Annotated in this window: 20 protein-coding genes; 7 read left to right on the forward strand and 13 right to left on the reverse strand. The window is 68.9% G+C overall.

Annotation, left to right across the window (positions count from 1 at the left end):
• Positions 1-1,326 (forward strand): tetratricopeptide repeat protein (locus AB0B96_RS25600; RefSeq protein ID WP_362902468.1); only part of this gene is annotated, 1,326 nt, incomplete at its 5' end.
• Between the two features lie 125 nt (positions 1,327-1,451).
• On the opposite strand, the gene AB0B96_RS25605 is transcribed toward AB0B96_RS25600, so the two are convergent.
• The gene (locus AB0B96_RS25605) at positions 1,452-2,237 is read right to left on the reverse strand and encodes a carbonic anhydrase family protein (protein WP_362902470.1); all 786 of its coding nucleotides are present in this window, start codon (positions 2,235-2,237) and stop codon (positions 1,452-1,454) included.
• A gap of 364 nt (positions 2,238-2,601) precedes the next feature.
• Between AB0B96_RS25605 and AB0B96_RS25610 the strand changes: the two genes are divergently transcribed.
• The 3 genes from AB0B96_RS25610 to AB0B96_RS25620 all read left to right on the forward strand — a co-directional run bounded on the left by AB0B96_RS25610 (position 2,602) and on the right by AB0B96_RS25620 (position 6,554).
• Entirely contained in the window at positions 2,602-3,231 is a 630-nt protein-coding gene (locus tag AB0B96_RS25610; protein WP_362902472.1) for a hypothetical protein, read from the forward strand.
• A gap of 887 nt (positions 3,232-4,118) precedes the next feature.
• Positions 4,119-5,498: a hypothetical protein gene (locus AB0B96_RS25615; protein WP_362902474.1), complete on the forward strand. Its 1,380-nt coding sequence runs from the start codon at positions 4,119-4,121 to the stop codon at positions 5,496-5,498.
• A 162-nt stretch (positions 5,499-5,660) separates the two neighbouring features.
• Complete coding sequence (locus tag AB0B96_RS25620) at positions 5,661-6,554, forward strand: aminoglycoside phosphotransferase family protein (RefSeq protein WP_362902476.1); 894 nt, start codon at positions 5,661-5,663, stop codon at positions 6,552-6,554.
• A 142-nt stretch (positions 6,555-6,696) separates the two neighbouring features.
• On the opposite strand, the gene gdhA is transcribed toward AB0B96_RS25620, so the two are convergent.
• Positions 6,697-8,040, reverse strand: coding sequence for an NADP-specific glutamate dehydrogenase (gene gdhA / locus AB0B96_RS25625; protein ID WP_350947387.1), 1,344 nt, complete (start codon positions 8,038-8,040; stop codon positions 6,697-6,699).
• Positions 8,041-8,252: 212 nt separating this feature from the next.
• On the opposite strand from gdhA, the gene AB0B96_RS25630 reads away from it, so the two are divergent.
• Positions 8,253-8,957, forward strand: a complete 705-nt coding sequence (locus AB0B96_RS25630) for a hypothetical protein (RefSeq protein ID WP_362902478.1) — start codon at positions 8,253-8,255, stop codon at positions 8,955-8,957.
• Here AB0B96_RS25630 and AB0B96_RS25635 read toward each other — a convergent pair.
• The 8 genes from AB0B96_RS25635 to AB0B96_RS25670 all read right to left on the reverse strand — a co-directional run bounded on the left by AB0B96_RS25635 (position 8,897) and on the right by AB0B96_RS25670 (position 18,606).
• Positions 8,897-9,559, reverse strand: a complete 663-nt coding sequence (locus AB0B96_RS25635) for a response regulator transcription factor (RefSeq protein WP_350947385.1) — start codon at positions 9,557-9,559, stop codon at positions 8,897-8,899. The two genes, AB0B96_RS25630 and AB0B96_RS25635, sit on opposite strands and share 61 nt — an antisense overlap.
• Positions 9,560-9,741: 182 nt before the next feature.
• The gene (locus AB0B96_RS25640) at positions 9,742-11,343 is read right to left on the reverse strand and encodes a serine/threonine-protein kinase (RefSeq protein ID WP_362902481.1); all 1,602 of its coding nucleotides are present in this window, start codon (positions 11,341-11,343) and stop codon (positions 9,742-9,744) included.
• Positions 11,343-12,932 carry a hypothetical protein gene (locus tag AB0B96_RS25645; RefSeq protein ID WP_362902483.1) on the reverse strand — a complete coding sequence of 530 codons (1,590 nt, stop codon included), beginning with the start codon at positions 12,930-12,932 and terminating at the stop codon, positions 11,343-11,345. Before AB0B96_RS25645 ends, AB0B96_RS25640 begins: the two co-directional genes overlap by 1 nt.
• Before the next feature lie 345 nt (positions 12,933-13,277).
• Positions 13,278-13,889 (reverse strand): adenosylcobinamide amidohydrolase, encoded by a 612-nt coding sequence (locus tag AB0B96_RS25650; RefSeq protein ID WP_362902485.1) that lies wholly within the window; start codon positions 13,887-13,889, stop codon positions 13,278-13,280.
• 227 nt (positions 13,890-14,116) lie between these two features.
• Positions 14,117-14,890, reverse strand: a complete 774-nt coding sequence (locus tag AB0B96_RS25655; RefSeq protein WP_362902487.1) for an ABC transporter ATP-binding protein — start codon at positions 14,888-14,890, stop codon at positions 14,117-14,119.
• A 151-nt stretch (positions 14,891-15,041) separates the two neighbouring features.
• Positions 15,042-16,334 carry an iron ABC transporter permease gene (locus AB0B96_RS25660; RefSeq protein WP_362902489.1) on the reverse strand — a complete coding sequence of 431 codons (1,293 nt, stop codon included), beginning with the start codon at positions 16,332-16,334 and terminating at the stop codon, positions 15,042-15,044.
• A gap of 23 nt (positions 16,335-16,357) precedes the next feature.
• On the reverse strand, positions 16,358-17,311 hold the full coding sequence (locus tag AB0B96_RS25665; RefSeq protein WP_362902491.1) for an ABC transporter substrate-binding protein: 954 nt from the start codon (positions 17,309-17,311) through the stop codon (positions 16,358-16,360).
• A 407-nt stretch (positions 17,312-17,718) separates the two neighbouring features.
• Entirely contained in the window at positions 17,719-18,606 is an 888-nt protein-coding gene (locus tag AB0B96_RS25670; protein WP_362902493.1) for a Gfo/Idh/MocA family oxidoreductase, read from the reverse strand.
• Between the two features lie 126 nt (positions 18,607-18,732).
• Here AB0B96_RS25670 and AB0B96_RS25675 point away from each other — a divergent pair, with 126 nt between their 5' ends.
• Complete coding sequence (locus AB0B96_RS25675) at positions 18,733-19,314, forward strand: histidine phosphatase family protein (protein WP_362902495.1); 582 nt, start codon at positions 18,733-18,735, stop codon at positions 19,312-19,314.
• A gap of 57 nt (positions 19,315-19,371) precedes the next feature.
• Here AB0B96_RS25675 and AB0B96_RS25680 read toward each other — a convergent pair whose 3' ends face one another.
• The 3 genes from AB0B96_RS25680 to AB0B96_RS25690 form a co-directional block, all read right to left on the reverse strand.
• The gene (locus tag AB0B96_RS25680; protein ID WP_362902497.1) at positions 19,372-19,629 is read right to left on the reverse strand and encodes a hypothetical protein; all 258 of its coding nucleotides are present in this window, start codon (positions 19,627-19,629) and stop codon (positions 19,372-19,374) included.
• A 123-nt stretch (positions 19,630-19,752) separates the two neighbouring features.
• The gene (locus AB0B96_RS25685; RefSeq protein WP_350947375.1) at positions 19,753-19,989 is read right to left on the reverse strand and encodes a DUF397 domain-containing protein; all 237 of its coding nucleotides are present in this window, start codon (positions 19,987-19,989) and stop codon (positions 19,753-19,755) included.
• Positions 19,990-20,811, reverse strand: coding sequence for a helix-turn-helix transcriptional regulator (locus tag AB0B96_RS25690; RefSeq protein WP_350947502.1), 822 nt, complete (start codon positions 20,809-20,811; stop codon positions 19,990-19,992). It lies immediately after the preceding gene.
• Between the two features lie 355 nt (positions 20,812-21,166).
• Here AB0B96_RS25690 and AB0B96_RS25695 point away from each other — a divergent pair, with 355 nt between their 5' ends.
• A complete protein-coding gene (locus tag AB0B96_RS25695; protein WP_362902499.1) occupies positions 21,167-21,598 on the forward strand; it encodes an ATP-binding protein in 432 nt (143 codons plus the stop codon).
• Positions 21,599-21,753: the final 155 nt, after the last annotated feature.

Consider the following 21,753-nt stretch of genomic DNA (forward strand, 5'->3'; position numbering starts at 1 on the left):
GCGGCGGCGCGGTTTTGGCGCTGGCGGGTCCAGACCCGGCCGCAGAGCGCGCAGCAGGATCTGGCGGAGCTGCTGGAGGCGCGCTTCCATCACCGTGCCGCGGGTGATGTCGACGCCGCTCTGGCCGTGACGGATGGGGTGTGTGAGCGGCTGCATACCTGGGGGGCGTGGGGGTGGGAGGAGCAGTTGTGCCACGAGACGTTGTCATGGGCCGCCGACGGCAGCCGGGCCCAGGCTGTCTACCTGCACCAGCTCGGCATCATCGCCCAGCAGCGGGGGGAGTATGAGCGGGCGCTGGAGCACTACCACCGCTCCCTGACCATCAACGAAGACCTCGGCGACCGTGCGGGCATGGCCATCGGCTACCACCAGCTCGGCAGGATCGCCGAGCTGCGGGGGGAGTATGAGCGGGCGCTGGAGCACTACCACCGCTCCCTGGCCATCAAAGAGGAGCTCGGCAACCGTGCGGGCATGGCCAGCTCCTACCACCAGCTCGGCATGATCGCCCAGCAGCGGGGGGAGTATGAGCAGGCGCTGGAGCACTATCACCGCTCCTTGGCCATCGAAGAGGAGCTCGGCAACCGTGCGGGCATGGCCGGCAGCTACCACCAGCTCGGCAGGATCGCCGAGCTGCGGGGGGAGTATGAGCAGGCGCTGGAGCACTACCACCGCTCCCTGACCATCAACGAAGACCTCGGCAACCGTGCGGGCATGGCCATCGGCTACCACCAGCTCGGCAGGATCGCCGAGCTGCGGGGGGAGTATGAGCAGGCGCTGGAGCACTACCACCGCTCCCTGACCATCAACGAAGACCTCGGCAACCGTGCGGGCATGGCCAGCAGCTACCACCAGCTCGGCAGGATCGCCCAGCAGCGGGGAGAGTATGAGCAGGCGCTGGAGCACTACCACCGCTCCCTGACCATCAACGAAGACACCGGCAACCGTGCAGGCATGGCCAGCAGCTACCACCAGCTCGGCAGGATCGCCGAGCTGCGGGGAGAGTATGAGCAGGCGCTGGAGCACTACCACCGCTCCCTGACCATCAACGAAGACACCGGCAACCGTGCAGGCATGGCCAGCAGCTACAGCCAGATCGGCGTGCTGTACACCCAGACGGGCCGGGCCGCCGAGGCGGTGGCCCTCACCGTGCGCAGCCTGCTCATCCGCGCCGAACTCCAGACCCCCGAGATCCGTACCGACCTGCACTGGCTCGCACAGCAGCGCGAGGCCCTCGGCGAGGCCGAGTTCCAGCGCCTCCTCGCCGAACACCTGATCCCCGAAGTCATCGACGCCATCATCAGCCGACTCGATCAGTTCGACGAATAACTTTCAGGTGGGAACTGCAAACCATCACCCTCGCGTACGCCCCCCGCCAAGCATGTGAAACGACCACGCCGGCCGAGGAGTGCCTCGGCCGACGTGGTCGTCACGGTCACCGGAATGGCGTGGTGTCAGTGGTACGAGTAGATGTTGGGCTTCGGAGTGTTCTCCTGGACTTCCCGGTGATTGCCTTCCGGACCCCACAGGGACCTGTACGACTGGATGTTGTTCTGGTGCGCCTTCGCGTGCTGGTTGAAGACGACCCAGTTGACCGGCTGGAAGTAGGTGCCGGTCTCGTCCGGCGTCGTGAGGGAGCCGGTGTAGCGGTAGGTGGCGTGGCTCTCGGGCAGCATGGCCTTCAGGTCGACACCGTGCAGGCTCCTGGACTCGCCGAGGGCGGGAGGCGACGCGATCAGGCGATCGTGCTGGGACAGGCCGTGGAAGGTCCCGGCGTCGACGAGGACCGAGAAGACCACGTACCCCTTCGGCCCGGTCGCCCGCTCGTGGACGAAGTGGGCCTCAAGCGGGGCGAAGGGCTGACCGGCGAACTTGTGCTCGGCGTGGCCGTGGAAGTGCACGTTGTTCAGGTTGTAGCGCTGGCCGCCGTAGGTGATGTACGGCTGGGTACCGCCGGCGCCGATGACGAACCTGACGTCGTCGTGCTCGCTCGCCTCCTCCAGCGGGGGCTTGTCCTGGAACAGGAGCGTCCCGTCGACGCTGTGCGGGTAGTGAACGGCGATCGCGGGACCGACACCCGGGCACGCCACCGAACGGTCGATCTCAATGGGACTCTGGACCGCGCCGTCCGTGCCATTGCCGTGGCACGGCTTGACCTGGGCCTGTACGGAAGGAGAAAAGGAAATGAACGGGAGGGAAAAAGCAGCAGCCACCGCGATGGGCGCAAGACGGTAACGCACCGGTCACCTTTCGTACGAGGGGATACCGAGGTGCCGCCTACGGAGCACCAGGGGACGATGTCCGCATTAAAGGCGACATAAAGGCATTGGCGACCTTAGCCGAAGAAAGCGAATTTGCACCCTGTTTTTTCGCGTCCAAAACGACCACAAGTAAACAGGTGATTACTTGCGATCGGGACACCCGCCCGAAAGCGAGGCGCGACTCCACGTCACCCCCGACCCCAAGGAGGCCGCCGGAGGGCCGCCCGGAGCCGAGCCACCGAGGCGCGACAGGAGCCGATCGCCTTACGGAAAGCGTTTAAGCAGCTACAAAGGGTACAAAGGGGGTGAAAGGCGACGCCGTAACCGTCATCCGGGGGGGAAGATGCCTGTACGGAGTGCCCGATCCGTTGCCGTTCCGGCAGCGGCACTGCTGGCCGTGACACTGCTCGTCGGCGGCTGCGGCGGCGGTCAGTCCACCGCCGTGAAACCGGAAACCGCCGTGGCCACGACATCCGCGGCCGTTCCACCCGCCGCGGGCGCCCCGCCCGCCGCCGACCTCTCCGGGGAGGACAGCGCCCAGGAGTACACCGCGGAGGAGTGCCCGACCGGCGTCAACGCCAAGAGGTTCGCCAAGACCCGCTTCGCGCTGCACGCGGGCCTCGCGCTGGGCGCCTTCTACCGCTACATCTACCGACCACTGCAGAGCGGCGGCTTCAAGGCCGGAGCGGAGAAGCGGAAGCGGACCTTCGCCAAGGCCGCCGTCGCCGGTCTCTTCACTCTTCACGAACTGAAGGTGGCCCGGCGCTTCGCCCTGGCCAACCCGACCCTGTGCAAGGGGGTCAAGGCGGTCACCGACAGCTTCAGCGCCCTGACCACCAAGCTGAAGAACGGCACCGCCACCGAGGCCGACCTCCAGGCCGGCAAGGACTCCTTCAACAACCTGCGACAGAACGCCACCCAGCACGGCTACGACTTCAAGGAGAGGACCGCCGTCGTCCCCGGCGCGGGCTGAGCGCACATCCGGCCGGGGCAGGTCCTGGGACACAGGGCCTGCCCCGGCCGGCGCACCGCCGACCCTCCGGCGAACGGCACCACCTCCCGCGGACGGCACCACCCTCGCGCGGACGGCTTTCCCGAACCCGGCATCCGGTCGCCGCCGACAGTGAACGCGACGGATCCCCCCTGCGGCAGCCGGTGAGCGCCCGGCCGAGGGCCGGTCGGCGAGCGCGGCGATCGGCGGCACAACTCCCCGCCCCGGCGCCCCGTATCCTCACCGCCCCCGGCTCGGCGAGATCGCGCGTGCGACGGGGTGAGCAACGGCGAACGCGCCGCCGGTAACCGCACCCCTTCGCGACCCTTCGCCTTTTCAACTTCGGAAACCGACGCCATGACGCCCAGCAGTAACAGAACAGGGAGTCATTGTGAAATCGAGCCGAAACAGGTGCTGTTTACCTTTGCCTGGTCCGATGATTCCAAGGTGAAGAGGTGAGGCGGTCATCGACCGCATACATTCAGGAAACATTTCTTCGGAATGGGATTCCAGGCTCGTGAAGGCCGACGGCACCCGGCCACCGGTCACATGAGCGAACTCTGAACCCGACCCACTCGACCCTCGTCGCCGAGCCGAGGGCTCGACGGCCGGACCGGTGACCCCACCCCTTCCCCTGTCATCACCGCTGCTCACAGAGCTGCTATCACATCGAGCGGAACCCGAACTCGGCGAGATCCGTTCCCGGCCGCGTTTCACGGCCCAGTCGGAAGGGTCACGTTCGAGGTCGGCGCCGCCGACCGAAAAACGCTTACCGATATACCACCGAGAACACATCCGGAATTCTCGGGAACCCGCCATTCGCGTTTACGGGTTCACGGCACGGTAAACCCCTGGAGGGAAATCCTTTGTTGGCACGGTTCAAGCGATTCACGTCCGCGCTGGTCGTAGTCGCGCTTGTCGTCCTGATGGCGGATACGGCACACGCCGATTTCAGTCCCATCGGCTCCGAACCTTATGTTCCCTACGTCCAACCGGCGGACGCGGACATTCCCCGGCGAGGCTGCGCCACCACGCTGTCCGACCCCAGGAACGCCGCGGGGAGCATCCCCGCGGTCCAGGTGATCTACGCCTGGCACGAGGAGTCCGGGAACCGCTACGACGACTTCGTCGAGAGGATCGCCAAGATCGTCGACCGGGTGGACTGGTCACTGGACGAGTCCACGAACTACGACCAGCATGTCAATCTGAGCTGCCGGACCGGCTACGGCACCGGCAGCTACGCGGACTACGCGCGCGCCCTCGTGGTGCCGGAGAAGATCGAGAACGGCGTGATCGGCGGCGAGACCGCCGCGGACGTCGTCGAGGACGACCTGGCGGCGGCGGGCTACGACCACGCCAACCGTACCTACATGGTGTTCGAGGACTTCGACGGGACGGCGCAGGCCTTCTGCGAACTCCTGTGCGTCGCGGCGACCGACGAGTGGGACAGCGCGACCATGCTGCACGAGTTCATCCACCTGTTCGACGTCGACCACGCCAAGGTCACCGAGACGGTCCTCCACGAGGACACCGACGTCATGTCCACCCAGTGGCACACCTGGCAGGTGGACCAGGAGTTCAACAACTACTACGACCCGAGCGAGACCACGGCCACGTTCTACACGAGCGCCTATCCGCACCCTCGCAAGGCCAACCTCGCCACCTGGTCGATGCTCACCCCGCCGCTCTGCTGCGACATCGGGTACAGCAACGACCTGCTGACCGCGCAGGAACGCACGATCGAGGCGGACGCGCCCCATGGGTACCCGACGGGCTTCACCGTCTCCGGCGGCGGATGGATGCAGGTCACTCCACCTGGAGCGGACCAGCAGGTGTCGGCCCGCTACTACGACGGCCGGCGGTCCTTGACCGTGAACGTCCAGTCGTGGGCCGAGGGGATCCTGTCGGTCACCCGCAGGCCCCAGGTGACGCCGGGGCAACGGTACAAGTTCTTCGTCCGGCTGACGACCGCCACCTCCGGCGGCGTCAAGCTACGGCTCTCCTGGTACAACGCGTCGAACACGCTGATCTCGAACAGTGACAGCTCGCTCCACGCCCTGACACCCGACTGGGCGGAGCACAACGTCTCGGCGATCGCACCGGCCGGCGCGGCCACCGTGCAACTCTCGGTGGTGAGCCCGAACGGCCAGTCCTTCGCCTACGTGGTGGACAGCCTCCAACTCAACCGCTGTGACAACACGCGGACCACCGACGGGTGCCGACTGGAGAGCGGCCTGCCCACCCCCTGACAGGTGTCCCGCTCGTCATGTCGACCGGCTGATCCACGCTCCCTGCGAGCGCCGGATCAGCCGGCTTGACGACCGCCGTGTTCACCTGAGGTGTTCCGGCGCGAGTCGAGGACGTGATCAGCGGGCGTCTCGGCCCTCCGGTGTGATCGGTAGGGTCGCGGTATGGGGAGCCAGAACCACGACCGCGCCGACGACGTCCGTGACACGGTGGCCGAGCACCTGCCCGGCTACCGCGTCGAGACCGTCACACCGTTCGGCGAGGGCGAGGACAACGTCGCGTACCAGGTCAACGGCGAGTTGATCGTACGTTTCAGCAAGGAGCCGGATCCGGCGCGGCGGGCTGTACTCGTGGCGCGTGAGGCCCGCCTGCTCGCCGCCGTCGCCGGCCTCTCACCGGTGCCCGTCCCCGAGCCGGAGTTCACGGTCGCGGAACGGGGCTGCCTCGCCTACCGCAGGCTCCCCGGCCGGCCGCTGCTCGACCTGCCCCTGCCGGAGCGGCTGGCCCACGGCCCGTCGGTCGCCGCCACGCTCGGCGGCCTGCTCGCCGCCGCGCACGCCGTTCCGGCGGATCGGCTGGCCGGGCTGGTGGAGGTGGACGCCCCACCGCCGTCCGAATGGCTGGACGAGGCGACGGAGATCCATCCCGCGATCGCCGAGGAGATCCCCGAGGCCCACCACCGGGCGGTGCGGGACTTCCTGAAGACCCCTCCTCCGGCCCCAGGCCGCGACCCGGTCTTCTCGCACAACGACCTGGGGATCGAGCACGTTCTCGTCGACCCCGCCACGGGCGCGGTGACCGGCGTCATCGACTGGAGCGACGCCGCGATCGTCGACCCGGCCTACGACTTCGGCCTGTTGTACCGCGACCTCGGCCCCGCCGCCCTGGACGCCGCCCTCGGCCGCTACCGGTCCGGTGACACCGCCGCCCTGCGTGAGCGCGCCGTCTTCTACGGCAGATGCAGCGTCTTCGAGGACCTGGCGTACGGCCTCGAAACCGGTCGGGACGCGTACGCCGGTAAGTCCCTCACCGCTCTGGAGTGGCTCTTCGCCTCCTAGACGCCCCCTTCACGGCTTCGCCGGATGAGCGTCCCCGGACAGGGGAGGCGGGCTCGGCGCCCGGGAGCGCGAGGGGAGGCGGCAGCGGTGTGCCGGTGACCGACGCCTTTGGCGGTCGCCGGCAGACGTCCCGGCTCGGACCTCAGATCAGGCCGAGGGCGAGCATCGCGTCGGCGACGCGCTTGAAGCCGTCGATGTTGGCACCGGCCACGTAGTTGCCCGGCATGCCGTACTCCTCGGCGGTCTTCAGGCAGCGGCCGTGGATGTCCTGCATGATCTCCTGAAGGCGGCGCTCGGAGAACTCGAAGGTCCACGAGTCGCGGCTGGCGTTCTGCTGCATCTCCAGTGCGCTGGTGGCCACACCGCCGGCGTTGGCGGCCTTGCCGGGGCCGAAGGAGACACCGGCCTCCTGGAAGATCCGGATGCCCTCCGGCGTGGTGGGCATGTTGGCGCCCTCGCCGATCGCGATACAGCCGCCGCGCACCAGCACCTCGGCGTCCTTGCCGGTGATCTCGTTCTGGGTGGCCGACGGCATCGCCACCTCGCACGGCACCTCCCAGACACTCCGTCCCGCCACGAAGGACACTCCGCCGCCGCGCCGCCGGGCGTAGGCGTCCATCCGCAGGTGCTCGATCTGCTTGACCTGCTTGAGCAGGTCGAGGTCGATGCCCTTCTCGTCGATGACGTACCCCGAGGAGTCGGAACAGGCGACCACCGTGCCGCCGAGCTGCCGTACCTTCTCGATCGCGTAGACGGCGACGTTGCCGGAGCCGGAGACGACGACGCGCTTGCCGTCGAAGGACGTGCCGCGGGCCTTGAGCATCTCCTCGACGAAGAAGGCGCAACCGTACCCGGTCGCCTCGGTGCGGACCTGCGCGCCGCCGTAGCTGAGCCCCTTGCCGGTGATCACCGCGGACTCGTACCGGTTGGTGATGCGCTTGTACTGACCGAACAGGTAACCGACCTCGCGCTGACCGACGCCGATGTCCCCTGCCGGGACATCGGTGTACTCGCCGATGTGCCGGTAGAGCTCGGTCATGAAGCTCTGGCAGAAGCGCATGATCTCGCGCTGGGAGCGGCCCTTGGGGTCGAAGTCCGAGCCGCCCTTGCCGCCGCCGATCGGCAGGCCGGTCAGTCCGTTCTTGAAGATCTGCTCGAAGCCGAGGAACTTGACGATGCCGAGGTAGACCGAGGGGTGGAAGCGCAGGCCGCCCTTGTAGGGGCCGAGCGCGCTGTTGAACTCGACCCGGAAACCGCGGTTGATGTGCACCTCGCCCTGGTCGTCCTCCCAGGGCACCCGGAAGATGATCTGCCGTTCCGGCTCGCAGATCCGCTCAATGATCTTGGATTCGGCGTATTCGGGGTGCTTGCCGAGAACCGGGCCGATGCTCTCCAGCACCTCACGAACGGCCTGGTGGAACTCGATCTCCCCCGGGTTGCGACGCAGGACGCTGTCGTAAATCGATTCAAGCTTCTCGTGCAACATCGCTTCATCTTTCTGGTCGCAAGTCCGTGCACTGTGGGCCAGACCTTGGGAGAGGCGGTTCTCACAACTCCCACCGCCCCACTGTGAGACCTTATTACCCGCTGAATACCCCACGAGAGGGACCCCGGATCAGCCTGGTGAGGGACGCCCCGGCACGTATCGGCCTCCTACCTTCCTGAGTGAGAGAAGCCCCGCACAGGCAGGAAAAGCCCATGTTTCGTGACTCAGCCGACTTCCGGCGCATCTCCTCAGGCGTGCTGCTGATCGTCGCCCCGCTGCTCCAGGCGATCGCCGTCATCGTCGACCCCGGCACCTGGGGGGACGATCGCGAGTCCGTCAGCTTCGGGGACAACCCCGCCCTCGCCCAGGTCCAGTCGGTGATGTACCACTGGTCCTACCTGCTGATGGCCGTCGCGGCCCTCGGCCTGCTGCACGTGATGCGCCGCCGCGCGGTGGTCTTCGGCCACATCGTCGGCCCGCTCACCGTCATCGGCTACATCAGCCTGTCGGGCCTGCTCCTGACCGACCCGGTGGAGTGGTGGCTCGGGCAGCGCAACACCCCCGAGCAGACGCAGCGGATCCTCGACGAGATGTTGAACCTGCCCGGCGTCGTCTTCGGATTCCAGATGCCCTGGCTGTTCTTCGCCCTCTTCGGCCTGCCCGTCCTGCTGATCGGCGTCTGGCGAGCCGGATTCGCGCACTGGTGGGTGCCGCTCGTCGTCCTGATCGGCTACGGCGCCTCGCTGGTCGTCCCGTACGGTCCGGCGACCATCCCGATGTGGATCGCCCCCGCGGTCGCGCTGGGGCATCTCGGCGTCAAGATGCTCCGGATGAGCCGCGAGGAGTGGATCTCCTACTACCCGACCGCCGCCCCCGGCCGGACCACACCCGACTCGTACGCGAACACCACCGCCTGAGCCCGGTCGCGCAGGTGAAGCTTCATCAGCACCCGCGCCACGTGCGTCTTGACCGTGGCCTCGCCGACGAAGAGCTCCCCCGCGATCTCGGCGTTGGTCAGGCCGCGCGCCAGGAAGCGCAGCACCTCCAGCTCGCGCGGGGTGAGGTCGGCCAGCTGCGGCGGAGGCGCGGGGTCGTGGCGCCCGGCGAAGGAGGCGATGACGCGGGTGGTGACGGCCGGGTCGAGCAGGGCGTCCCCGGCGACGACGACGCGGATCGCCTCCACGAGCTGCTCGGGCGGCGAGACCTTGAGCAGAAACCCGCTCGTCCCGGCCCGAAGCGCGGCGTAGAGGTTCTCGTCGGTGTCGAAGGTCGTCAGTATGACGACCTTCGGCGGGTCCTGCTGGCCCAGCAACTGCCTCGCGGCGGTGATGCCGTCCATGCGCGGCATCGAGATGTCCATCAGCACGATGTCGGGCCTGGTACGGCGGGCCACGGCGAGGGCCTCGATCCCGTCGGCGGCCTCACCGACCACCTCGAGCCCGACCTCGCTCTCCACGACGAGCTTCAGCCCGGCGCGAACCATCGCCTGGTCGTCGGCGATCACGACGCGGATGTTCACTTCTCCTCCTTGCGGGCGGCTGGACACCTCGTTCCGGGGCCGAGCGATCGAACGGCCCGTACGCACCGGTACCGAAGGGGAAGGAGAGCCGCCCTGCGGGGAGACTAAAGCCTGGCGACCGTCTTGCCCATAGGACAAAACGCCCGGTCAAGCCGCTCACAAGTCGGACACAAGTCAACGGGTCAGAACGCCGGGAACGAGACACTCCGCACGAACCTGTTGGCGACCGCGTCATCGCACCTGCCGGACGCGCAGAAGTAGATCAGGATGGCGGGCTCGTCATGCCGTTCGACGACCCAGCCGGTGAATTCGAGCTGACCGCCGCGCTGCGGGTCGGCGATCGTCCCCTGCAGGCGCGCGGCGTTCTGCCCACCCACGCTCACCTGCACGACCTGGGAGAAGACGCTGACCGTTCCGGGAAGCGAGGACTGCAGGGTCTCCTGCAGCTGCTTGGCGCCGCCGAGCGGGTCGAGGGTGTCGAGGGTCTGCGCGTACAGGCCGGTGGCGTCCTGCGGGGCGTCCTTGATGATCTCGTTCGCCGCGGCCCAGTCGGCGGTGACGGGTGTGGCGAACAGCGCGCGGAACTGCTCCACCTTCGGGGAGGCCACCACGAACACGTCGGCGTGCGGCTCAAGGGTCCAGGTCCCGGGGTGCTGGAAGGCGACCGGCACCGCGGAGGAGCCCGGGTACGCCACCCAGGTGTCGCCGCCGCGCAGGAACGTGGCGAGCACCGCCACCAGCGCGACGATCGCCGTGATCGCCACGGCCGCGCCGATGAGGATGCCCTTCCCCCCGGACGGGCGTCCCTTGGGCCCTTTTCGTTTCCCGGACACCTCGGTCGTCTCGGACACCGCCGACGACACCGCCGGAGATACTGTCGGCGACACCGCCGACGACGCCGAGGGAGCCTGCGCGAGCTGGTACGGCTGCCCGGCGCCGCTGATCGCGTCACGCAGCTCGGCGACGAACTGGCCGCAGGTGTCGTAGCGCTGCTCGGGCGCCTTGGCCAGGGCCCGCATCATCACACCGTCGACTTCGAGCGGCAGCTCGGGGCGGAGCGTGGTGAGCGGCGTGGGCGTCTCGGCGAGATGCGCCCACAGCAGGGCGATCTCGTTGTCGCGTTGGAAGGGCAGCCGCCCCGACAGGGCCTCGTAGACCACGCAGGCCAGGCCGTACTGGTCGCAGCGGCCGTCGATGTGCTCCTTGTTGATCTGCTCGGGCGACATGTAGCGGGGGGTGCCGATGAACTGGTTGGTCTGGGTCAGCCCGGAGATCGAGGTGCGGTGCTTGGTGATGCCGAAGTCGGTGAGGTAGGCGTGGTCGCCGTCGGCGTGACCGGCGATCAGGATGTTGGCGGGCTTGACGTCGCGGTGGACCAGGTCGTGGGCGTGCGCGGTGTCGAGCGCGGCGGCCACCTGGGCGAAGATCCGGCTGACCTGGCTGACCGGCATCGGCCCCCGGTCGTAGAAGAGCTTGCGCAGGTCGGGGCCGTCGACGTAACGCATCGCGATGTAGAGGGTGCCGTCCTCGGCGCTGTCGGCCTCGTAGATCGGGATGATGTTGGGGTGGTCGATGCTCGCGACCGTGCGCGACTCCAGCACGAAGCGCTGGCGGAACCTGTCGTCCTCACCGAGAAGCGGATTGAGGATCTTCAGTGCCACCCTGCGGTTGAGCCTGGGGTCGATCGCGAGATAGACCACGGCCATGCCGCCCTTGCCGATGATGTCCTCGACCTGGTAGCCGGCCACTTCCCGGCCGATCAGCGCCCTGTCGTTCATGGACATCACGTCTTGGTCGGCTGGCCGCAGTAGCCGCAGAAGCTGTGGGCGGGGCCCAGTCGCATTCCGCAACCCGTGCAGTATTTCTGCACCATCGTCTCTCCGGGTTTCGTGCCCGGTGCCGTGCCGGAGCCCGGGGCCGTGTTGTGGCCGGGATCGCGTGCCACCAGCACCGGCTGACCGGGGGTGGAGGAGATCTTGGGCAGCGCCGGGAAGGACCGGCCGACGACGACCGTGGAGTCGGCCTGCTCGTCGAAGGCCGGTCGCGGCGGTATCGGTATCGGTGGCGAGGCCGGGACCGTGGGCCCGGTCTTGGCGGCCGGGCTCGGCTCGGGCTCGGGGTCGGGATCCTGCGACCCACGGCGCCAGAGCAGGATCGCGATGACCAGCACGACGAGCACCAGCAGGCCACCGCCGACCAGGAACGGCCACAGGGGCGTGCTCTTGGGCAGATCGGTGGAGGCGGCCGCCCTCTTGGTCGCCTCGTCCTCCGCCGTGCCCCGCTTGGCCTGCGACGTCTTCAGGTGCGCCGCCGCCACGATGTGGCCGGGGTAGAGCTCGAGCACGCGCTGGAAGGCGGGGACGGCGTCGCCGTAGTAATGGGTGTGGAAGCGGGTCAGCGCCTGCTCGAAGGCGGCGTCGATCGAGCCCCGGGCGGGCGTGACGTCCGCCTCGGCGAGGGCCTTGGTGATCTCACGGATGCCGATCATCCGGGCGTCCTTGCCGCCGCCGATCAGCAGTCCGACGACCTCGCCCTTCTTGTCCTCGATCACCGGACCACCGAGCAGGCCCTTGTCGATCAGGGCTCCCAGCTTCTCCGGCTCGTTGACCTTGTTCTCCGGGTCCTTGAACTGCCGGCCGCTCTCCCCCGCGCCGCCCGCCCGCAGGTGGGCGATGTCGACGGTCTCCGGCAGGTTCACTGCGGGCCGCCCGGTGAACCCCGCGACCGCCACCGGCGAGCCCTCCTTGGCGGGCACCACGGCGGCGAGCGGGGCGGTGGGCAGGCCCGCGCTCCCGTCCGCGCGGCCGACGGGGCTCAGCACCGCGGGACTGTCCGGCTTGTCACCGACACGGACGATCTCCGCCTTGAACCCCTCCTTGTCGGGGGGAGAGATGTTGGGGAAGACCGTGATCTCGGTGGTGACGTCGATGATGCAGGTGGCGGTGGGCTGCTTGGGCGGGTAACACTCCTGCAGGTGGTGGTCGAGCTGGTCGTCCTTGAGCCTGTGCCGCTCGAAGTCCTCGGGGATCTTGACCTTGTGGTGCGCGGCGAAGATCTTGTTGGCCGCGTAGATCCGGACGTCGCGGTCGGTCTTGACCACCCGGGTGAGGGTGACCATGCCCCCGTCGGGGTTGATCACGGTGCCGGTGCCGCTGCCGATCGGCACCTCGTAGGAACGCTCCACGTGGACCAGCTCACCGATGTGGTCGAGCAGCGTGATGTCGACCCGCGCCGTCGCCTCGATCCTGACCACCGCGGGGGTCACCAGGTCGGTGATCCCGCTGGGATGCTCATGAGCCAGGGCGGGAGCCACCCCGGCGATCGCCAGACAGAGCCCTCCGAGCACCGCCAGCGCCGAACCGAACCGCCGCATCGCCACTCCCTACAGGGGATAGGACCAGGGTCGCAAACGGGGGTGAATAAGTGAACCGTCCAGGCCCGTAGGACTTGACTTTCTTTCCGCCATCACCAGTAAAAGGCCATGAGCAGGGCATCGCCACCCCGCTTCGCCCATCCCGTCTTACGGCCTATCGTCACGCCCACGCCCCGTCGCGGACAGTTACGCAAAGTCTAATCCCGGCGGCCCCTCCGGCGCGACAACGTATACCGATCGAAGATCACCCAAAGCGGCCCGGCCCTTTCGGCGCCATCGCGGTCACCCGCTCAGTATCGGGAGTCTCGCCCTCGCCCACATGCCACTTCCCGCGATTCTCCTACTTTAAGTAGCCGGCGCATCACGGTTCGCCCATCGGCGGGCGCCCTGTCGGACGGCGGTGTGGACGGCGCGGGCTACGCGGGCGCCCCAGGTGGAGCGGGGACCACCGAAGAGCTCCTCAGGACCACCGGGAACGCGCTCGGGGGCGACCACGCAGACGGCGTCGGAGGCGGTGCCGGTGCAGGGGAAACCGGCCTCCAGTAGTGCCTGGGTCTTCGCCTCGGTCACCGTCATGACCGTGTTGACCAGGGCGGCGTCGCTCATCGCGACCGGGACGGCGACGACGATGTTGATCGTTCCCGGCAGCAGCATGGGGGCCAGTTCGGGGTCGGCGGCGCCCTCGGGGGCGGCGGCCCAGGTGGGGACGCGCAGGCCGACGGTCGCCACCACCTCCGCTCCCCCGTCGTGGGCCCGGGTGAAGTGCTCGACCGAGGCCGCGGTGAGCATGCCGACCCCGGGGCCGGGCGGAGCGAGCTCCAGGAGGTGGTCCACCGGGTCCATCCGCGAGTATCCGGCGACCACCTGCGCGTTGAGCACCCAGGCGACCGGGCCGATGCCGCCGCCGACCATCGCCGAGGAGATCGCCCGCCATCCTGGCCCGAACTCCCACAGCAACGAGGCGAGCCGCGCGCCGTCCTCGTCGCGATGGCTCAGTCTCGGGGACGCTCCATGTGTCGGCGACTGTCTCGGAGATGCTCCATGTGTCGGGAAGGGTCCCGAAGACGCTCCGTGTGTCGGCGAGGGTCCCGGTGATGCTTCGCGTGAACCTCGGATCCGCTCCGGGACCTCCGGCCGGACCTCGTAGCCGCTCACGAACGCCTCCGGACGATTTCCCATCTCGCTCAAGGACGCTCCAGATGGACCTCGGGCCTGCCGCCGGGACCCGCCGCGACACGCACACGGGCGTCGAAGTGCTCACCGATCAGCTCGCCCGTCAGCACCTCGGCCGGGGCACCCGAGGCGGCCACCCGTCCGCCGGAGAGCAGCATCATCGAGTCGGCGTACTGACCCGCCAGGCTCAGGTCGTGGAGCGTCGTGACGACGGTGAGCCCGTCGGCCAGCCTGAGCCGGTCCACGAGTTCCAGCACCTGCTGCTGGTGTCCCAGATCGAGGGCCGTGGTGGGCTCGTCGAGCAGGAGCACCCGGGCCTGCTGGACCAGCGCCCTGGCGAGCACGACGCGCTGACGCTCGCCACCGGACAGGCGGGCGAGCGGGCGGGCGGCGAGGGGCGACAGGTCCAGCCGCTCCAGCACCGAGACGGTCACCTCGCGGTCGTGCCGGCTCTCGCGGCCCAGGTAGGGGATGTACGGGGTGCGGCCGAGCAGGGCGTAGTCGAACACGGTCATGTCGGCCGGCAGCGCCGGGGACTGCGGGGCGTAGGCGAGCAGCCCGGCCCGCTCCCTGGCCTTGAGCCGCCGCAGCGGCACGTCGTCGACGAGCGCATCCCCCTCGAAGGGCAGCACCCCCGCCAGGGCCCGCAGCAAAGTGGACTTGCCCGCGCCGTTGGCCCCGATGACGGCCAGCCATCCGCCGGTCCGTACGTCGAGCCCGACGCCGGACAGCACCGGGTGCCGATCCAGCACCACCGACAGGTCCCGCACCACCAGGTGACTCACCGCGTCTCCCCTTCGCGCGGCGCGCGGGTCACGGCCGCGCACCCACCGTCCGGGCGGAGCCGCGCCTTCTTCTTCCGGACCACGTACGGCTCCATGGGCCCGGTTCCGGGCACGCGCCTCATGGTCTCGCCCCCGCAGGGCACGCGCCGCCTCATGTCTCGACCCTGCGGGTCACGCGCAGCACGGCCACGAAGAACGGTGCGCCGACGAACGCGGTCACCACCCCGATGGGCAGCTCGGCGGGGGCGAGTACGGTCCTGGCGATCAGGTCGGCGAGGACGAGGAAGGCGGCCCCGCCGATGAGCGAGATCGGCAGCACGATCCGGTACGACGACCCGGCGAGGCGACGGACCACGTGCGGCACGACGATGCCGACGAAGCCGATCAGCCCGCTCACCGCGACGGCCGCCGCGGTGGCGAGGGAGGCGGCGAGCAGCACGACGAGGCGGACGCGGGTCGCGTTCAGGCCGAGGGTGACCGCCTCGTCGTCGCCGACCGAGAGAACGTCGAGAAGCCTGCCGTGAAGCAGCATGACCACCACGGAGACGGCGGCGTACGGGACGACGAGGGTGACCTGGCCCCAGCCGCCGCCGACGTCGCCGAGGATCCAGGCGTAGATGCGCTGGAGCTCCTCCACCTTGAGCTGCTGCAGGAACGTCTGGACGGCGGTGAGGAAGGAGGTGACCGCGACGCCCGCGAGTACCAGCGTCGCGGTGCCGCCGCCCCGGCCCGCCGCGCTGCCCAGCGCGTAGGCGAGCAGCACGCCGCCGACGGCCCCGGTGAAGGCCGCGGCGGGGATGCCGATCGCCTCGACGTCGCCACCGGTGAAGACGATCGCCGCCGTGGTGGTGAGACCGGCGCCCGCCGCGGCCCCCAGCAGGTAGGGATCGGCGAGCGGGTTACGGAAGACGCCCTGGTATCCGGCTCCCGCGACGGCCAGCAGGCCGCCGACGATCGCGGCGAGCAGGACCCGGGGCAGCCGCAGTTCGGTCAGCAGGCCCAGCTCGACCGGGGCGAGTCCCGAGTCCGCCGAGACGAACGGCAGCCAGTCGAGCAGCTGGAGCATCACGCTGGTCGGCGCGATGTCCGCCGCGCCGACCAGCAGCCCGGCGAGCATGCTCACCAGAAGCACCGCCACGGCCGCGAGCGCCACCGGCGGGCGCAGCCTGGCCGCCTGCCTCCCCCGGGCATCGGCCTTCCGAACCGCGTCGGCGCCGGCGTCCGTGCCGGTGCCGGCGTTCGTGTTCGTCTCGGTGGCTGTACCGATGCCGGTGTCGGTGTCGGCGTTCGCCTCGGTGGCTGTACCGATGCCGGCGTCCGCGCCCGCGTTCGCCTCGACGCCGGGGTCCGTGTCGGCTGAAGGCGACGATCCGGAGGTCGCGTCGCCGGGACTCACCGACGGTCCGGGGTGCGGCCCTCGTCCTTCGAGGCGGGGAGGAGACATCTGCCGTTTCTTCCTGACACCGATCAGCCCGCCGACACCTTCTGAACGGCGTCGCCGATCTGCTCGGCGAGGTCGACGACGCGCGGCCCCCAGCGGGAGGCGATGTCGTCGTCGAGGGGGATGACCCGGTCGTTCTTGATGGCGGAGAGCCTGGACCAGCCGGGACGCTTGGCGAGGGTTTCCTTGGACTGGGCACAGCACTTGGTGTCGGCCAGGAAGACGAGATCGGGGTCGGCCTGGGCGACGAACTCGGCGGAGAGCTTGGGGTAGCCGCCGGCCGGGTCGGGAGCCTTGTCGGCGATGTTCGTCATGCCGAACAGCCCGTAGATCTGGCCGAGGAAGGTGTCGGAGGTAACTGAATAGGGGGTGGTGTCCAGCTCGTGGTAGTAGGTGAGCTTCGCGTCCTTCGGTGCGGCGGCGGTGATCTCGTCGAGCCGCTTTCTCATCCCGGCGACGAGTTCGGCGGCCCTGTCGCCGTTGCCGGTGGCGTCCCCCAGGTCGGTGATCTGGTCGTATGCCTCGTCGAACTTGGTCGCGGCGGGCTCCAGCAGGACGGGGACACCGACCTTGCCCAGCGCGGCCACCACGCCGCCGATGTCGTTGGCGACCACGACGAGGTCGGGTTTCCTGGCGATGATCGCCTCCACGTTCGGCTTGAAACCGGACAGGTCGCTCTTCGGCGCCTCGGCGGGATAGGTGGACTGGTCGTCCACCGCCACGACCTGCGGTCCGGCGCCGATCGCGAACAGGCTCTCGGTCGCGCTCGGCGACAGCGAGACGATCCGCTCGGGCCTCTTGGCGACGACGACGGGGCCGTTGCCCGCCTCGACGGTGACGGGGAAGCCCGCCGAGGGAGTGGCCGCCGCGGGGGCGGTCGGGGACAGGGTCGGGGACGGGGCCGGGGAGCTCTGGCCGCATCCGGCCAGGGTCAGTGCTGCGAACAGGGCACCGGCGAGGGCGCTGCGTACGGGCCTCACACGAGGTCCTTTCAGTTGCCGGAACCGAGAGACCCAGGAGAGACGGGTCACCCTTTTCCACGAGGGTCTGCGTCGACGCGGCGGAGGCGACCTGGCTCGACCCCTCGGGGTCATGACAGTTGCGGGACAGCGCCGGACTCACACCGGACTTCGCTCACGCTGCGCGTCAGACGAACGGTATCAATTCCCCAGAACGTCCTTCGAAGGTCCCCGGGTGTCGAGGCCCTCGACACCCGTCCTCCGGCGCACCGCTCTCCGGCGAACCTCTCCGACACGCGTCCTCCGGGCGAGCCGTTCTCCGGCGAACCTCTCCGTCGCGCGCCCTGCGACAAACCGTTCCTCGCCTCTTCGGCGAACCACCCTCAGCCGAGTCCCACCTCGGCCGAACCACTCACCGCCGCCGTCCCTCAGCCGAACTGCTCCTCGGCGGCGGCGATGATCTCCTGCAGGCGCAGGCCGTGCGCGGCGTCCAGGGGGTGACCACCGCCGCGCCGTACGGTACGCGTGAACTCGGTGAGCATCAGGGAGAAGATGTCGGAGCCCAGCCGGGTGCCGTCGAGGGACTCCCTGCCGAGGCGCCCGTAGATCTCCACCTCGGAGGGCGGGTTCTCACCCGGCACGCTCATGCACAGCGACGCCTCGCTCACCGCGCCGGTCTCGTGCTCGAGCAGCAGGCCGACCCAGCCCAGCGGGTTGCCGTGCGCCCGGACCCCGACGACCCTGCCGAGCGCCGCGTCCAGCATGTCGATCATGTGCGGCCCGACGTCGAGGATCGCGCCGCGCTCCAGACGCCAGGAGGTGGCGAAGGCCCCGCCGAGCATCGCCCCCGAGACGTTGGCCGCCCGCCCGCCGAACGGCTCGATCGCCGACACCCTGGCAAGGAAGGCGCGGGTGGCGGGTGAGTAACGCCAGGTGAGAACCATCTGCGAGGCCACTCCCGCCTCGGCGACCGCCTCGGCCAGCCGCCGGGCCCCGTCCAGGTCGGCGGCGAGCGGTTTCTCCAGCAGCAGCGCCTTGCCCGCCTTGGCGGCGCGTACTCCCAGCTCCGCCTGTACGGCGGGCGGCACCGAGAACGCGACCGCCTCGCAGTTGTCGAAGAGTTCCTCGATGCGTTCGAAGACCGGGGCGCCGAACCTCGCCGCGGCCTCGGGGCGACGGGCCCACACACCCGCCAGACGCGTGTTCGGACCAGCCGCCAGCATCGGTGCGTGCACCATCTCGGCCCATGGTCCGGCGCCGACCAGACCTACAGATAACGTCACTAATCCAGTTTCGCATGCTCTCTCCCCCCTCATCGCGTGCTCCGGGGGTATGCCGTGCTCAGTCCGTACTCAGTCCATGAGCCGTCCATGAGCCGTCCGTGAGCCGTTCATGAGCCGCCGACGACCGGCATCGGCCGTACCGGCATGATGGTGGGCACCATGAATCAGATGACTCTGTTGCGACACGGCGAGACCGAATGGAGCCGGGACGGCCGGCACACCGGACTCACCGACATGCCGTTGACCCCCAAGGGCGAGGACCAGGCGCGGGCGCTCGCCCCGCTGATCGCGGGCCTGACATTCGACCTGGCCCTGGTGAGCCCGGCCGGTCGTGCGAGGAACACCGCCGAACTGGCCGGGATCAAGGAGTACGAGATCGAGCCCGATCTGTGGGAATGGGACTACGGCGGCTACGAGGGCATCACCACCCCGAAGATCCGTGAGGGCCGCCCCGGCTGGTATCTGTGGCGTGACGGCGTCGTTCCCGGCGACGCCGGCCATCCCGGCGAGAGCGCGGAGCAGGTGGGCGCCCGCGCCGACCGGGTGATCGCCCGCGCCGGGACCGTGGAGGGCGACGTGGTCCTCGTCGCCCACGGGCACTTCCTGCGGGTGCTGTGCGCCCGCTGGCTCAGGCTGTCCCCGCAGGACGGGCGGCTCTTCCGGCTGGACACCGGGACCTACTCCCGGCTCGGCTTCGAGCACGGCGAGCCGGTGATCCTCGCCTGGAACGCCCCCGTCTGACCTCGAAAAACCGCCGGGCCGGGCGCCGTCACGTCGTACGGGAGACGGAGGGCTCGGTCAGGCGGCGGCGGCGACGGGCTGGGGACCGCGGCCGGTCAGCCATTCGAGGACCTTGCGATGACCGTGGCAGGCGTCCTCGAAATGACCCCAGCGCCAGTAACGTGGCTGGTCGCGCACTCCGGTGACCCATGTGCGGTAGGACACCGGAGTGGACGCACCTTCCCCTGTGGCCGCCGAGGCGACGCCGTAAGTGCGGATCACGACGCGCCCGCCTGGCGCGAACAGCACGTCGTCGGCCACCGGATACAAGGTCATCTGGTCGAGCACGGTTTGAGCCCCCAATCACTGTGATCTCAAACTCTTCCGTGCCGATCCACTCCCCCGGTTACATCATCGGCGCGTCGCGGTTAACCCGGCTGCCCCGATGTAAAAACGGTGTTACACCGTTAAGCCGTCGAACTCCCCATCCTTCACCCCGAGCACCAGGGCGCGAATCTCGTCCCGTGTGTAGATCAGGGCAGGCCCCTCGGGAAAACGCGAGTTGCGGACCGCGATGCTGCCATCCGTCAGTTCGGCCAGCTCGACGCAGTTACCCGTCGAGTTGCTGTAGCGGCTCTTGCGCCAGCTGGCCCCGGCAAGGTCAGTGGCGGGCATGCCGTTGTAGGTCTGCTTCATTTACATCTCTCTGAGAAGGTCGCCGAGGATCTCGGCGGTGCCCCCGGGCGTGGTGCTTTCCACGCACAACTGCTCCATGGCCGTGAGGTATGGATCGATGTCCTCACGTTTGTCCAGGTAGAGGGCACCCCAGAGCTGCTCGACATAGACGACGTCCGACAGGTCGGACTCGGGAAACCGCAAGATGCTGAACGCACCACCCTCGGCCGCGTGCATGCCGAATCGGAAGGGCATCACCTGAAGGGTGATGTTGGGAAGCGCGGACACTTCCAGCAGGTGCTGGAGTTGTTCACGCATGATCTCCTTACCTCCGATGGGCCGCTTCAGGGCCGCCTCGTCGATGACCGCCCACAACCGGGGGCCGTCTTTTCTCGTCAGGCGATCCTGCCGCTGCATGCGCATATGCACACGACGCTCGATCTCCGCCTCCGGCACGTCCGGGTAGCCCAACCGGATCACGGTGCGCGCGTAGGCGGACGTCTGCAGCAGGCCGGGAACGAACTGCACCTCGTAGGTGCGGATCATGTTCGTCGCCTCCTCCAGCCCCACGTAGGTGGTGAACCAGTTCGGCAACAGGTCGCCGTACTTGTGCCACCAGCCCGGGGTGTTCGCCTCGCGGACCATCTCCAGCAGGCCGCGCCGTTCTGCGTCGTCGAGCACGCCGTACAGGGTGAGCAGGTCTTCCACGTCACGTGTCTTGAAACCGACGCGGCCGAGCTCCATGCGGCTGATCTTGGACTCCGAGGCACGGATGTGAAATCCCGCGACCTCTCGGGCAAGTCCCTTCTCCTCACGCAACCGGCGCAGGCTCGCGCCGAGCATGATTCGCCGAACGGTGGAACCGGTACCGGGCGGATCCATGGACACGTGGTGCTCCTCGCTCGCTTTCCTGATCGACAGTCTGTCACTTCATGGCCAAAGAATCCTCGGCCATGACCAAGATCCCCTTTCGTCCGTAATCACCCAATCAGGGGTAACGGTAGCGGTTGCACAGGTCTTATGCACGTGCATTCGCTCTTGCACCTGCACGGGAGTTTGCACCATGATGACGGCTGTGCAGTCCGCCCAAACCGCGCCCCCCCGAGCGTCAACGTCATGGACGGCTCTCGACTGGTGGCCCCCCGCCGGCTGGTGGCCCGATTCCGCGCGTGATCTTCTTCCCAGGTCCCCGGTAGCCATGGCCAGCGCCACATTCGTCCTCCCGCCACAGGCCGAGTCCGTCCACTCCGCCCGCAGCTTCGCGACAGGCACCCTCACCGGCTGGAACCTCGCCGAACTGGGCGAGAACATGGAGCTGGTGGTCTCGGAGCTGGCGACCAACGCCTTCAGGCACGGCCTGAGGCTGGCCGAGTCACGCGCCAGGGAGCCGATCCGGCTCTCCCTGCTCCGGCGAGGCGGGCTGGTCGCCTGCACGCTCAACGACCCGGGGGCCGGCTTTCCCGCCCTCCGTGACCCCTGCCCCCTCGACGTCGGCGGCCTCGGACTGCACATCGTCGAGTCGCTGAGTCTCCGATGGGGCTGGGCACCGCTCGCTCCGTACGGCAAGATCGTGTGGGCCGTCCTCCGGACGGGCCCGTGCGAAGAGCCGGATCCCTTCGACCGCCCGTAGTCCCCTTTTTCCTCCCTTCTCCCCGGAGGGCCCCTCGAACGCCCTCGGGTCCGATCACCCCGGGCCCGAGGTTCTCCCGGGGCTCCGACGACCTTCTCCGCTCCCCCGAGCCTCTACCGACCCTCCCGGACGGCGCCGCCTCTTCCCTTCTCACA

The sequence above is a fragment of the Streptosporangium sp. NPDC049046 genome, assembly GCF_040649155.1.
Classification (GTDB): Bacteria; Actinomycetota; Actinomycetes; order Streptosporangiales; family Streptosporangiaceae; genus Streptosporangium.